Origin of the sequence: Robertmurraya mesotrionivorans, assembly GCF_050971805.1 — a bacterium.
Classification (GTDB): domain Bacteria; phylum Bacillota; class Bacilli; order Bacillales; family Cytobacillaceae; genus Robertmurraya_A.
Window position 1 is genome coordinate 238,750 of record NZ_JBPCCH010000002.1, and the last position, 13,706, is coordinate 252,455.

Annotated in this window: 13 protein-coding genes and 1 other annotated feature; all 13 genes read right to left on the bottom strand. The window is 38.4% G+C overall.

Annotated features, from left to right (window positions below):
* Window positions 1–122: 122 nt before the first annotated feature.
* Window positions 123–659 carry a GNAT family N-acetyltransferase gene (locus ACRX5O_RS05335; protein WP_433905202.1) on the bottom strand — a complete coding sequence of 179 codons (537 nt, stop codon included), beginning with the start codon at window positions 657–659 and terminating at the stop codon, window positions 123–125.
* Between the two features lie 487 nt (window positions 660–1,146).
* Complete coding sequence (locus tag ACRX5O_RS05340) at window positions 1,147–2,178, bottom strand: NADH:flavin oxidoreductase/NADH oxidase (RefSeq protein ID WP_433904981.1); 1,032 nt, start codon at window positions 2,176–2,178, stop codon at window positions 1,147–1,149.
* A 37-nt stretch (window positions 2,179–2,215) separates the two neighbouring features.
* On the bottom strand, window positions 2,216–2,530 hold the full coding sequence (gene trxA / locus ACRX5O_RS05345; RefSeq protein ID WP_433904982.1) for a thioredoxin: 315 nt from the start codon (window positions 2,528–2,530) through the stop codon (window positions 2,216–2,218).
* Window positions 2,531–2,546: 16 nt separating this feature from the next.
* On the bottom strand, window positions 2,547–2,909 hold the full coding sequence (locus tag ACRX5O_RS05350) for an IDEAL domain-containing protein (protein WP_433905203.1): 363 nt from the start codon (window positions 2,907–2,909) through the stop codon (window positions 2,547–2,549).
* Between the two features lie 51 nt (window positions 2,910–2,960).
* Window positions 2,961–3,260, bottom strand: coding sequence for an iron-sulfur cluster assembly accessory protein (locus ACRX5O_RS05355; RefSeq protein ID WP_433904983.1), 300 nt, complete (start codon window positions 3,258–3,260; stop codon window positions 2,961–2,963).
* 65 nt (window positions 3,261–3,325) lie between these two features.
* Window positions 3,326–3,742 (bottom strand): RrF2 family transcriptional regulator, encoded by a 417-nt coding sequence (locus ACRX5O_RS05360; RefSeq protein WP_433904984.1) that lies wholly within the window; start codon window positions 3,740–3,742, stop codon window positions 3,326–3,328.
* Window positions 3,743–4,365: 623 nt separating this feature from the next.
* Window positions 4,366–6,057: a 2-isopropylmalate synthase gene (locus tag ACRX5O_RS05365; protein ID WP_433904985.1), complete on the bottom strand. Its 1,692-nt coding sequence runs from the start codon at window positions 6,055–6,057 to the stop codon at window positions 4,366–4,368.
* Between the two features lie 46 nt (window positions 6,058–6,103).
* Window positions 6,104–6,328, bottom strand: a binding site (T-box leader).
* Between the two features lie 247 nt (window positions 6,329–6,575).
* Complete coding sequence (locus ACRX5O_RS05370; protein ID WP_433904986.1) at window positions 6,576–7,673, bottom strand: D-TA family PLP-dependent enzyme; 1,098 nt, start codon at window positions 7,671–7,673, stop codon at window positions 6,576–6,578.
* A gap of 81 nt (window positions 7,674–7,754) precedes the next feature.
* Entirely contained in the window at window positions 7,755–9,179 is a 1,425-nt protein-coding gene (locus ACRX5O_RS05375; protein ID WP_433904987.1) for an amino acid permease, read from the bottom strand.
* Window positions 9,180–9,293: 114 nt separating this feature from the next.
* On the bottom strand, window positions 9,294–9,443 hold the full coding sequence (locus tag ACRX5O_RS05380; RefSeq protein ID WP_433904988.1) for a hypothetical protein: 150 nt from the start codon (window positions 9,441–9,443) through the stop codon (window positions 9,294–9,296).
* Window positions 9,444–9,793: 350 nt separating this feature from the next.
* Complete coding sequence (locus tag ACRX5O_RS05385; protein ID WP_433904989.1) at window positions 9,794–10,945, bottom strand: Ger(x)C family spore germination protein; 1,152 nt, start codon at window positions 10,943–10,945, stop codon at window positions 9,794–9,796.
* A 22-nt stretch (window positions 10,946–10,967) separates the two neighbouring features.
* On the bottom strand, window positions 10,968–12,527 hold the full coding sequence (locus ACRX5O_RS05390; RefSeq protein WP_433904990.1) for a spore germination protein: 1,560 nt from the start codon (window positions 12,525–12,527) through the stop codon (window positions 10,968–10,970).
* 31 nt (window positions 12,528–12,558) lie between these two features.
* Window positions 12,559–13,653 (bottom strand): GerAB/ArcD/ProY family transporter, encoded by a 1,095-nt coding sequence (locus ACRX5O_RS05395; RefSeq protein ID WP_433904991.1) that lies wholly within the window; start codon window positions 13,651–13,653, stop codon window positions 12,559–12,561.
* Window positions 13,654–13,706: the final 53 nt, after the last annotated feature.

The following is a 13,706-nucleotide window of genomic DNA, read 5'->3' on the forward strand; positions in this document are numbered from 1 at the left end:
CGTTACAACAACATTTGAAAATATACTCCTTAATTTGAAAAAGATGTTTGTCAACCAAAAAGGAGATACCAATGAGGTACCTCCTTTTTTTAAGAGAATTAAACAATATTAAAGAGCACTGACTAAATTTGTAACTTTATCCTCCAGATCATATGATGTACACCTTGGCCCCAATAATCTTCTAACAGAAAATCTGGTACTCCATATTTCTTTTTCCATATTTTTTGTGCACTTGCATATCCAGAATCTAAACAAAACTCTTCGATTCCATGATTCCTTAGAGTTACGTACATCTTATTTAACAACTTATTACCAATTCCCAGTCTTTGATAATCTGGATGAACAAAGACTGTACCCACTTCAATCAGATCCTTTAAGACATCGTTTGTACATTGTTTGATTAGCTCACTTGTTGGACCATATTCTATTGTTCCAACGATTTTATTTCCATATAAAGCAATGAGGAAATACCTATCTTTACCGCCACTTTCTAAGTCTTTCTTTAGATAATCCTTCTTTGTTGTTATTTCCTCTTCTATATCATCCAATAAGTCCCCAATACCTTCTTTTATAAACGTATCGGTTATGACACTTCTAAAATACTCATGTAATTCAAATACATCCTCGGGCCTTGGTCTTCGAATCTCAACATTTCCAATAGTCATTGTGGAATTTCTCTCCATATTGTTGTCATTGGTCTCCCATATGTTAGCACTTCTTTTACCAACCATACAAAAATGTAAAAATATGCTAAAATAAGTATATCGCAGGTTGGAAGGGATGACACTCTATGGAAATATATATTTTTTTAAAAGTGATATTACTTATCTTTATAGGAAGTTCTGTACTCATCACCATACTTATGATGGGTCCCTTTAAACAAAAAAACTCGTTAATGGATTTACGATTTTTTTGTTTAGCGGCATTTCTTTATTAGTTTCAACGATTACTGGAATCATTGGTGGGTATTTAGCAGATGGAATATATTCCGGTGGAGATCCTTATATTATGTACTTATTTATACTCCTTTTTCTTTTAATAATCATGAATCTAATGATTTATAGAACAACAACCCGCCATAATTTTTACACGAAAAACGCTCAAAGATAATCTCTGAGCGTTTTTCAAATATACACAAATATATCGTTAATTTCTCGGAAAACCAAATTCATACTGCTTCGGTAATGCTACTTCCTTCTTTAATACCGTTGCTGCTTCGATTGCCCAATAAGGATTTCTTAGCATTCCTCTTCCCACCGCAACAAGGTCAGCGTCTTCATTTCCAATCACGGAGTTTGCTAGAGATGGCTCATCTAAACGACCAACGGCAATCACAGGTACATTCAGTTCTTCTTTGATTGCTCTTGCTAGTGGTACTTGATAAGCGACATGTGTGCCAGGTTGACCGGCAGCAGCAATTGGTCCTTCTCCACCCGCACTTACGTGGAACATATCTACGCCCGCTTGTTTGAACACTCTTGAGAACTCGATGCTTTCGTTAATGCCATACCCACCTTCCACATACTCTTGGGCAGAGATTCGCATGATTAACGGCATATCTTCCGGCATTTCGCTCTTTGCAGCTTGAATGACTTCACGGCCAAACTTGGTAAGCTCTTGACCATATTCATCGGTTCTTTTATTTGTGAATGGAGAGGTGAATTGATGGATCAAATATCCATGTGCTCCATGAAGCTCAATTACGTCAACCCCCGCCTGTACCGCACGACGAACGGCTAGACGGAACTTTTCAACCATTTCTTTTACTTCCACTGTGGAAAGCTCTCTTGGTGTTTTTGAATTCTCATCAAAAGGAATGGCAGATGGTGCAACGGGTTCAGCTGCATCCTGCGCTTTACGTCCAGCATGTGCAATTTGGATACCAACCTTGGCACCGTGCTGATGACAAGCTTCCACAATGCGAGCGAATGCAGGGATTTGTTCGTCTGACCATAATCCTAAATCGTAATCACTAATGCGGCCGTCTGGCTCTACGTCGGTCATTTCAATAATAATTAGGCTGGCACCACCGATGGCGCGGCTTACATAGTGCACATAGTGCCAATCGGTAGCAATTCCATCCTTATTCGTAACAGAATATTGGCACATAGGTGGCATAACAACACGATTTTTTAATGATAGTCCTTTGATTTCATAAGGGGTGAATAAATGTTTCATCGCTAAACTCCTTTTTGGTGCAGCGCACGGTATTTTATTAAAGATGATTAGATATTAACTCTACTAGATTTTCCTTAGGCTGGTATCCTATTACCTTTTCGATCACTTCTCCATCTTTAAATAGAAGAAGAGTTGGAATACTCATGACACCAAATTCAGCTGTTGTGACTTGGTTATCGTCTACATTTAGCTTAGCAATTTTTACTTGGTCTCCCATTTCTTCGTTGATTTCTTCTAGAACAGGCGCAATCATTTTACATGGTCCACACCAAGGTGCCCAGAAATCAACCAGGACTAACCCGTTGCTTATTTCATTTTTAAACGTATCATCGGTAATTTTCACAATACTCATTTTTATCCCTCTTTCTTTAGATGTTCTGTCTTTTTTCTATGCGATTTATCGCTGGATTATTAATCGTTTGAGATACTATTTTGGTTGGTTTCGTTAACAAGGAGGTAAGTTCCATAAACCATTCTTTGTCCTTGATCAAAAGGGCAATATCAATTAAAGCAAGGATTGAATCCTTGGAATAGGTTGCGGATGTTTCTAAGCGTCTCATTTTAATAGAATTCGCTGAGATCACCTTTCCCTCCATCTCTTCATTGTCACTCTTGATGACTCTGACTTTCATGTTCTGTGACAATGGTTCATCGCTATGAATATAACCATGAAACAACTCCCCATAGTTTGTTTTCCCTCTTACCCAATCTCCCACTTGGAAAGGTTTCATCACGTTGCACCACCTTAACTGTAATGTTTTATTTTACATTTTAACTAGAGATTAATGCTGGTGAAATCCTGTTGATGGATTCGTAATCATAAATTCTTCCTTTGGTAAAAAGAAATACTGAATCCATATGCCATCTAAAAAGCTTTCACGACGATCTAACAGAATCTCAATATCTTTGTCTGTTTTTACAATTTCATCATGCTCGGTTGGTGTATCAAGCTTAAGGTCAAAGTGTGCATGATTCACATGGTTTTCTGTCACGTATACGCGTACCATTTTTCCTTGTGCCTCTTCACTTTCCAACATCTTCTTTAATACCTTTGCTGCATTACGATTGATTTTTGCTTTCATGGGTAGGTCTCCTTTTTCATCTGTAATGATTTTTATTACATTTATTCGAAAAAGAAACGTGCTATTTATGTTTCTTTTTGTTTCACTAATTCAACTACTTCTTTTATCGTGTATTCTTTCAAATATTCACCTAGATGTTCTTCCGCCCCCATAAAGATGGAGAACAGAACGCTCTTCATATTCGCTCCGACAATGCACTGACCGTTAGACTCTGTACATTTTGGCTGGAGAGCACCTTCAGAAGTGATTTGATAAATATCCCAAAGATTGACCTGATCCAAGTCCAAGGCAAAAATAAATCCGCCACCTGTACCTTCTTTTGATGTGATAAAGCCATTCTTCTTTAACAAGCTAAGCACTTTGCGAATACGAACGGGATGTACTCCTGCACTCTCCGCGATGTACTCACTAGTTGACATTCGGTCCGGCTGCAACGCCAGAAGAGTTAAACTGTGAATCGCAAGGGTGAAATCACTATTCATGGGTTGCCTCCTACGAATTGTTTTTAAAGCTTACTGTAATAATATTCGTTACAGTAAAACATGTCAAGTGCAAAAACCTATGTTTTAAAAAAATGTTCCAGACTCTTAACTAACTTCCATATGATAAATACTAATTGGAGATTAGATTCCATTTTAATTAATTTATTTTTTTGTTAAATTAGTCTATAATAAGGTTAGATATTCTAAATACTAAAAATAAGCGCAGTGCTCGAAACACTACGCTTACCTTGACAACGCATAATCGCAGAATGATGCGATTGGCATGAACATTAGTGTTTTCTGAGTAGAGCCCACCTGTCCGCCAAGATCAGGGTGGGTTTTACTTTTTTATTTTATCAATCAAAAGTACGATAAGAGTTACCAGCGCTATCATAAACATTGCGGTATTCAAATCTACGATATTTATCACCTCCCCTACGGAAGGCTCAACCGCCCCACCCTGCCTTTATGCAATTGTCTACTCTAGTATACCATAGCAAAACATGCGTTTTCTCCTTAAAAGTAAGAGCAAAAAGAGAATCGTTTCATAAGTAATGTTTGAAACTCTCCAGTTGAATATAAAAAGCCTAAATCATTGATTTAGGCTTTTAGAGTGTTATCTGTTACTTATGGGCAATGGCTTCTATTTTCTGATTACTTTTCACTAAAGAATTCACGGCACTAAACAATGCACGGATGGATGATGTCATAATATCTGTATCAATTCCACAGCCCCAATGAACCGTACCGTTTTGATCTTTTATCCCGATATAAGAGACGGCATTGGATTTCGAGCCGATTTCCTGCGCGTGCTGTTTGTACTCTAAATCTGCAAACTCGATCCCAAATTTCGTTTGTAGTGCATTGCTCACTGCATCCAATCGGCCATTACCAACACCTGGAAGCTCTAATTCATTTCCTTCAAAATGTACCGTGACGATCGTATCATAGTTTTCATTTTTTGCTGTTTTTGATTGAATGAACTGAATTGGATTGCCAATATTCACATAGCCATTGATAAAGATGTCGTAAATCTCACTTGGCATAAGCTCTTTGTTTTCATGATCAGAAACATTTTTCACGGCATAACCAAAGTGTTCACGCATTTTCGGTGGAAGATCAAAGCCGTATTGCTGTTCAAGAAGATAACCAATTCCGCCTTTACCCGATTGGCTATTGATCCGAATTATATCTCCCTCGTATTCTCTTCCAATGTCCTTCGGATCGATCACTAAGTAAGGAACGTTCCACGCTACATTTTCTTTTTCTTCACGCCATTTGAAGCCCTTTGTGATCGCATCTTGATGGGAACCAGAGAAAGCCGTAAATACAAGCTTCCCAGCATAAGGATGTCTTTCATGAACCTTCATCTTTGTTAAGCTCTCGTACGTTTCCATGATTTCGATGACATTTTCAAAGTTAAGTTGCGGATCAACTCCGTGAGAATACAAGTTCAGAGCAAGAGTCACTATATCGACATTCCCTGTTCTTTCACCGTTCCCAAATAATGTTCCCTCAATTCGTTGTCCTCCTGCTAATACCGCCAATTCGGCATCGGCAATTCCGCTGCCACGGTCATTATGCGGGTGAATCGATAGAATCACGTTGTCTCGGTAGCTTAAGTGATCACTGATGTACTCGATTTGGCTGGCATACACATGTGGCATCGAGTGAGAGACCGTTGCCGGTAGATTGATAATCACCGTGTTATCAGCAGTTGGCTGCCAGACGTCAAGGACTCGATTACATATATCTAGTGCAAACTCCATTTCCGTTCCTGTAAAGCTCTCAGGCGAATATTGGAAAACAAACTCCCCTTCTGTTTCAGAAGCATACTTCTGTAGTAGCTTCGCACCTGTTTCGGCAATATCAATGATTTCTTCTTTTGATTTTCTAAACACCTGTTCTCTTTGAGCAACAGACGTTGAATTATATAAGTGAACAACCGCTTTTTTCACACCTTGTAATGATTCGAACGTTTTCTTAATGATATGATCTCTTGATTGTGTTAACACTTGGATCGTCACATCGTCTGGGATTAAGTTTTGCTCAATCAATGTTCGTAAAAATGTATACTCGGTTTCAGAGGCAGCCGGGAAGCCGACTTCAATTTCTTTGAACCCAATTTTTACGAGCAATTGGAAGTACTCTAGCTTTTCTTCAAGTGTTAACGGAACAACCAACGCTTGGTTTCCGTCCCTTAAATCCACACTACACCATAAAGGAGCTTCTGTAATGTATTCCTTCTCCATCCACTTCATACTTTTGACAGGAGGCATAAAATAACTTCTAGAGTACTTCTCAAATTTTTCCATCGTCACAACGACCTTTCTTCAGAAAATATAAAAAGCCCATCATCTCATAAGAGACGACAGGCTTTGCCTACGTGGTACCACTCTTTTTGGTTTGTTCGTAAACGAAACAAACCCACTTTATGACTTGATTACGGTTGTCATCCGTTAAGGCCTACTACCACTTCAGCCTTACCACTTCTGGGCGAGTTGGGGGATTTATTGACTGTCTTTCACCAACCGACAGCTCTCTAAACAATAAATGAACCTTAATGCTCCCATTCACTGTGTTTCAACTTTTTAAATTTTCTTAATTCTATTACGAGTGATGGGATAAGTCAACCGGATTTTTGAAAAATTTTCATTTGTGCAAAAATAAAGTTTATTTAGAGGACGCTTACTCTCTTATAATATGTACTCGCGAAACCTTCAAGATCTCCGTCGTTGTAGAATTGTATTTGTTGTTGGACGATGTTTTCTATGGACACTGGGATCACCTCGTTACTAATAAAAACTTATTTCAACATAATATTTCTTATCAATTATTTAACCTTCCCCCGAGCATCCACCTTCCATATATCCATCACACGACCATTCTCATGAACCATATATTCATCAAACTGGTTAACCATCGTACATGCATGATTTGGAATGATTTGTACTTTATCATTCAGCTTTAATGTTGTCTCCTGTAACAAAATCCCTACTCCATGTTCTTCCGACAAGCGTTCAATGACTATTTCTGGGTGTCCCATTACATGTCCAAAGCCAGTAACCGTCTGATTTCCATGCGCCCCTTTATCTAAGCAAAGTGATTTACTTCCTGTATCAAAAATGACTCTGTCCTTGTAGACTCCCACTACTGAAGCGAGCAGTGATAACGCACAACGATCGATAGATGTCACACCCAACCCAGCCTGAATCGCATCGAAAAACACCGCATTTCCTGGTCGTATTTCGGTCACCCCTGAAACTTTTCCAGCAATCTTATAGCTTGGTGTTGAACCGACACTACGAACAGGGATTCGTATACCCTCTTTTTCACACTCATTGGCACTTTCTACAACGGTTAGTCCTTCCTGATATCCAATTGTTTCAATCTCTTCCATTGTTTTTGCAGCATAGGAATGACCGGCATGAGTAAAAATACCGCCGAGCTTTAGCTTCGAATAAGTCATAATTGCTTTTGCTAAGTGGACCACTTCCATGCCCTGATCGACTCCACATCGATTTAACCCAGAGTTCACTTTAATCCAAACCTCTAGGATGAAAGGTGTATGTTCCAACTCTTTCTGCAAATACGTTAATGCTTCCGTGTTATCAACCGATATCTTAAGTTGAAGCCCTTGCTCAAGAAGTTTGACTATTCGTTTGATTTTATCAGTGCTAGAGATGGGATAAGCGATTAATATATCTTTGATCCCACCTGCAGCCATGACTTCTGCCTCACTAATTTTCGCCGTCGTAATCCCAACGGCACCCGCTTCCATCTGTAGCTGGGCAATTTTTATCGACTTGTGTGTTTTAATATGTGGACGGTAAGCGATTCCTTGTTTTTTTGCAAAGGATGATATTTCGTTTATGTTTGTTAAAAGCTTTTGATAGTCAAGCAGCAATGAAGGTGTGTCTAACTTGTACATGAATGCACTCCTTTATCTCGTATTTACATTCATTATACAAAAGAAACTCCTCTTGAATGAATGCAAGAAGAGTTCAATAGGTTATTTTTTATCCTTATCATTATCTCCATATAACTCCTCAGAAAACTCTGTAGCAAAATTCGATTGCAGCGTTCCACGAACCCGGTCGTCACTTCCTTGTAGACCACCTCTTCGACTCGCGACAAAATACGTTAACGAGAAGAATACGACCATACTTATCCCCGTTACCAATCCGGCTGTCTGTCCGGGAATCAACGGCATACTGAGCAGCACAATGATCAAACTTACCAAAGCAATCCACGAGGTATAAGGAAATCCAGGCATCTGACAAATGCCACCTGGAGGACAGCCGTTTCTTTTCCGATAGCGAATATGGCTTGCCATAATCACGGCATAAGTGAATATTAAAGCAAATCCACCTGACGTGATTAACACTAGATAAGCTCTCGGAAACAAAAGACCGAATAATAAGCCGCCGAGCATGGCTAACCCTGAAAATAATATTCCCCGATAAGGAACATCAGTACTATCCTTTAATCTTTGTGGTGCGTGACCTTCAATTACAAGAGACCGAATCATTCTTCCTAACCCAAATACGGCTGACAGCATGGCGGAAAGAATGGCCGAAATTAATACAAGGTTCAATGCCGTCCCTGCCCAACCGATTCCCCATCGAGTGAGTGAGGCCACCATTGGACTGACGTTTTCACTTAGGAGAGCTGTCGGGATGAGTGGCAGCAAGACCAACACATATAACAGATACAGCCCCACCAAACTCAATACCGTATTTCGAATCGCTTTGGGGATAGTGTCTGTAGGATTGTCTGCCTCGGTTGCTGCAAGGGCAATAATTTCAAATCCTGCATATGTAAAAATAACCAACAGCATGCTTCCTGCAATTCCGCTGATTCCTCCTGGCATGAGAGGCTGTCTCGTGACTTCGCCTAATCCAATCGCTGATGCGCCAGGGAACACTCCGAAAATTAACCCTAATGCGGTAAGGATAAAGAAGATAATCGCGAACACCTTGATTGCTGATAAACCGCTTGTAAGCTTCCCAATTTTATCTACACCTAATAAATTTATCAGAGTAATTCCTACAATGATCGACCCGCCAAGCCAAGCGATCGACACATTCGGATACCAATTGCTAATGAGCATTGAAATCGCTGTCGCTTCACTGGACATCGAGAGAATCGTACCTGTCCAGTAGAGCCAACCTACTACAAAACCCATCCCATTTCCAAGCTCTCGTGCAGCAAACGTACTAAACGATCCAATCGTTGGACTTCCTACTGTCATCTCTGACAACGCATAAAGGATAAAATAAACAAGTGCTCCCCCTAATATAAACGATATCAAAATCGCAGGGCCTGCCGCATTGATGGCAACCGATGATCCGAGGAAAAAGGAACCTCCGATGACACTTCCTAATGCCATCATCGTCAGTTGCCAAGCAGACAACCCTCTTCGTTCTTTCTTCATTCACTTTTCACCCATTTTCTTCATGATCTACCGTTATTATTTGCGCAAATGGGGAAAGGATACTATTTAGAGTGAGTTGTTGAATATAAACAAACAAAAAAAGAGCTGACCTCTTTAGTCAGCTTTGTTCTGTTGTTGCATTTCCAATTCATCTCTCATTCGCTCTTCCTCTTCATCCACACTGATTCGAGCGATTTGCTCAATAAGCTGGTGATGAACTTGGTCCATGTCTTCTTGGCACTGAAACGGGTCTTTTTTAGTCAAGTTGGTTACACTCCTTTTATGACAGATACGGTTACGAATATTATCCAATGAATTGTATGAGTTTATTCCCTAGAGGAGATTCATACGTAAGTGTTTAGAAGGCAATAAATACAAGAGGTACCACATGAAACTTAATATTTGAAGCTACATGGGTATGCCCCATTCCATGTTAGATAAAAGATCGAATGATCATAAATAGACTAAGGGCTAATCCAACAATCATGAGAAAAGAAAAAACAGCTAACTCTTTTATTTCTCTCTTTCTTAATAACTTTAAAGCTTCCCAGGCAAAAAGCGAAATAAAAATGAGGAAAATCATAAGAATTTTGAGCATATTCCATTCCTTTTTGTTATTTGATTAAACCGATTCTTCTTATAAGAGCTTTTGAATTGATTATTACCTCTAACTCCGGAAATTCCTGTTCCCAATTATTTTTATATTTAGCATTCCATTCCTTTGGGTATTTTTGGTAAACCAAATGTCCGAAGCCAAAAATGTCTGAGTTAAATTCCTTTTGGCCTTTATCAATTACCATTTGAACTTTATCCTTAATCTGATTATTAATATCTTTTTGTAAATCTTCAATTACCTTTGTATCAAAGAGGTTCAACTGTGAGTCATTTTCTATGACACTCAATTCTGAAATTATATTTACGTTCATTTTTAGGTCCTGGTTCTTTAGGATGGGAACGATTTTTACATCTGCTCTCGCAATTTCCATACTAATATTCCCACCACCTTTGTCCTTCGGTACGCTAGTCGTAATAACTCCTTTTTCCATTTCATTCCGTAGCCATAAAAGACCCCTAGTTTCTTCTTCACTCATCCAGCCTATTAACTTGTCTTGTTTAAAAATAGCAATTCCATTTACAGCCAGTGTTTTCTCTGATGTATTTTTTGTATTAACTTCTAAAGGCTCTAAAGTAAGCTGCGGAGCAAAGGGCTCAATGCCATCCGTAAGAAGCATGTTTAGAAAATCCCTTACATAAATCTTTAGGCTTACACCCAGCTTGGCCAGTTCTTTTATTTCTTCAGCGGAAATACTTTCAAATTTCGGCATACTTTTGATGATGTTAGATGCCTCGCCTTTTGTAAACATAATAAAACTGTTTATCCGAGGTTCAGCATACCTTGTTTGGAAATCAATAACATGAGAAACACTCTTTTTGGCTAATTCCTCTCCAATTATTACGATCCTACTTTGGGAAAAGAATATGGTTCTCGACAGCTTCCCTTGTATATTACTGAAAGCTTCCGAAATTGTTGAACCTGTCTCTGAAATGACAAAAGTACTTTTCTCACTAGTTCCTCCTGTTGGTCCAGATGATCCTAATTTTGATGGAATGGCTACTTGAAGTGATAAGTGGATTTCATCACCTTCGGTAAGGTCTAATCCAATTGCTGTAACGATAGCAATATCGTTAATTTCTATACGATTCCAGCAACCTGTGAGTAAAATAAGAGTCAGCATCCCTATCAAGAACATTCTAATTACTTTCATCTTTACCATCAATCCTTACAAACTAATATTTACGATTTCTAGAACCTAATCTCCTCAAATTCCTTTTCCCGGTTTGTTGTGACCGTTCCTCCATTTTCCACCATGGCACTCGAATAAATATGTCTTTTAAATTGTTAAATTTTAATGGTGCTACAGGTGCCAAATAGGGAACACCAAAAGATCGAAGTTGTACAAGGTGAACCATTATAAAGAGTACTCCTAAAAGAATTCCATAAAATCCAAGCATGGCTGCAAAAAAAATCATAATAAAACGAAGGAGGCGAATGGCTCCTGTTAAGGCATAATTAGGAAACATAAATGAGGCAATCCCTGTTGTTGCAACTACAATAACTAATGGAGCGGAAACAATTCCTGCCTCAACCGCAGCTTGACCTATCACCAATGCACCAACAATACTAACTGTTGATCCAATCGGTTTTGGTAATCGTAAACCTGCTTCACGCAGTGCTTCAAAGGTTATTTCCATTAATAAAGCTTCAACAACGGCTGGAAAGGGTACCTTTTCCCTTGAGGAAGCGACACTAAACAAAAGATTTGTCGGCAATAATTCTTGATGAAATGTTGTGACCGCAATATAAATGGAGGGAAACAATAAAGCAATCAATAAAAATAAATATCTTATAAATCTTATAAAAGATGTAATAATAAACCTTCCATAATAATCTTCAGGGGAATTCATCATTTCAAAAAAGGTAATAGGAACGATTAGTGCAAAAGGACTGTTGGCTACAATAATCCCGATTTTTCCTTCAAGAAGGTTACCCACTACTCGATCTGGTCGTTCCGTCTGCAAGACCTGGGGGAACACAGAGAAAGGTTGATCCTCAATAAACTCAACAATATAGCCACTGTCCTCAATGGAATCAATATCAATTCTCTTTAATCTGCTCCGAACTTCCTCGACAATCGACGGATCTGCGATATCTTCAAGATAGGTAATGACCACTTCCGTTTTTGAGTGTGTTCCAATCATCATGTATTCCATTTTTAGTTTTGTAGTTTTTAACCGTCTTCGAATCATACTTGCATTCGTTCGGATATTTTCCGTGAAACCTTCTCTTGGACCTAACACGACTGCTTCAGACAAAGGTTCTTCAACTGAGCGCTGATCCCAGGACTGTTCACTGATGAAAAGTGCTTCTTTAAAGCCATTGACTAATAAAATCGTACCGCCTGACAAAATTTGATCAATCACTTCCTGGAATGTTACTCCTTGAGATACTTGTGCCGAACTCATCACAGCTTTGATGTGATCAATCGTTGGTTCAGAATGATTAAGTAATTCCCCGTTACAACGAATTAAAGGATGTATTACATGTAATTCCATTCTTTCTACGTTGACTAACCCATTAAGATATAAGATGACTGCAGAGTATGTATTACATATGTTAAGCTTCCGATAGGCAAAATCTTCGGCTCCTTCAAAAAGCTGTTTGATATGACTAAAATCTATATCCAGGTTGCCTAATAATTTATCTTTTTCAAGTGGCACTTGAAGTTTCTCTTGATGATCATTTTGAATTTTTGAAGTGAAGTTTTTTTTCCACCTTAACTTTCCCATGAACAGCACCACCCAGTTAGTAAATGAACCTTTATGAGGATCTTATTTTGCCAATAAATGCGATACAAAGAAGTACGATTGGCATAACGATTTGTAAAAAAGTGAGGACATATGGAACAAAATATTTAAATCCAATTTCCAAATGTTCTACATAACTAGATGCACTAATAAGCGACAAAGGTGCAATAATAGTCCCAAGACCAAGAAGGACCGAACGAGTGTGTTTTAACCGAAATAATTGAGAGATGCCAACCGCAGCACCAAAAAAAAACGCTCCTGCCTTAAAAAACACCCCTAAAACCATCATTAAAATAACAAGTGCATCAAAGCGTTCGAGGAAATCAGCAACAGATACCATTTGAGTAGCTGAAAGAAGGGTAAAAGCATCCAAGCTGTAAATTTCCGACCCTACTACAGAGATCATCATAATGGAGTTAACGATTAATAGAATACCCCCCAATATAATACTGGACATTCCTACTTTTCTTACATGCTTTTTATTGCTTAGAAAAGGGAAAAACATCATGATGACTATGGATTCTCCAAATGGAAAATTTATTGCATTTGGAAATGCTTTTATTAATACAGGTTTTACACCCTCACCGAATATAGGAGTTAGATTTTTCACATTAAAATGATCAACAGTTAGTAATAGAATCCAAATAAAAAGCAAAGAAAAAATATAAACCGGAAACACAATTTCTATTAATCGGCCAAAGCTTTCAACTCCCCCACGTAAGCAATAAACCAACAACAGCATAAAACTTCCTATTACAATAATGACGGGCGTTTCATTTAAGATGGTAGTAATAATAAGAGCTCCTAATTCTCTACACGCTCTGGCTGCAGAATAGGTAAAGTGTAAAATATATAGGAGGATGATGGGATAGGAAAGAAATTTCCCAATTATTTTCGGAAGCATCTGAATAAGTGTGTCACCTGGATAATAAATCGCTAATTTAGTATAAACAGCCATTAAGATTAACCCGCATATCATGCCAAATGTGATAAATATCCATGCATCTTGCTTCACTTCTTGACCTAACCCTAAAATAATAGCTGTCCCAAGTATATATCCGGACATGATATAAAAAAGTTGGAGTCCACTTATTTTTTCAATATTCATACAAAATCTCCCTTAAAAAGGATGGGGGAAAATTGGGTGAAGTATCCACTTTT

Excerpts from the sequence above, each read along its gene's own strand:
- ACRX5O_RS05385 (WP_433904989.1), bottom strand. The coding sequence starts at position 10,945 with ATGAAAGTAATTAGAATGTTCTTGATAGGGATGCTGACTCTTATTTTA.
- ACRX5O_RS05355 (WP_433904983.1), bottom strand. The coding sequence starts at position 3,260 with ATGAAAGCAAAAATCAATCGTAATGCAGCAAAGGTATTAAAGAAGATG.
- ACRX5O_RS05390 (WP_433904990.1), bottom strand. The coding sequence starts at position 12,527 with ATGGGAAAGTTAAGGTGGAAAAAAAACTTCACTTCAAAAATTCAAAAT.
- ACRX5O_RS05375 (WP_433904987.1), bottom strand. The coding sequence starts at position 9,179 with ATGAAGAAAGAACGAAGAGGGTTGTCTGCTTGGCAACTGACGATGATG.
- ACRX5O_RS05395 (WP_433904991.1), bottom strand. The coding sequence starts at position 13,653 with ATGAATATTGAAAAAATAAGTGGACTCCAACTTTTTTATATCATGTCC.
- ACRX5O_RS05370 (WP_433904986.1), bottom strand. The coding sequence starts at position 7,673 with ATGTACAAGTTAGACACACCTTCATTGCTGCTTGACTATCAAAAGCTT.
- trxA (WP_433904982.1), bottom strand. The coding sequence starts at position 2,530 with ATGAGTATTGTGAAAATTACCGATGATACGTTTAAAAATGAAATAAGC.
- ACRX5O_RS05360 (WP_433904984.1), bottom strand. The coding sequence starts at position 3,742 with ATGAATAGTGATTTCACCCTTGCGATTCACAGTTTAACTCTTCTGGCG.
- ACRX5O_RS05350 (WP_433905203.1), bottom strand. The coding sequence starts at position 2,909 with ATGAAACCTTTCCAAGTGGGAGATTGGGTAAGAGGGAAAACAAACTAT.
- ACRX5O_RS05340 (WP_433904981.1), bottom strand. The coding sequence starts at position 2,178 with ATGAAACATTTATTCACCCCTTATGAAATCAAAGGACTATCATTAAAA.
- ACRX5O_RS05365 (WP_433904985.1), bottom strand. The coding sequence starts at position 6,057 with ATGGAAAAATTTGAGAAGTACTCTAGAAGTTATTTTATGCCTCCTGTC.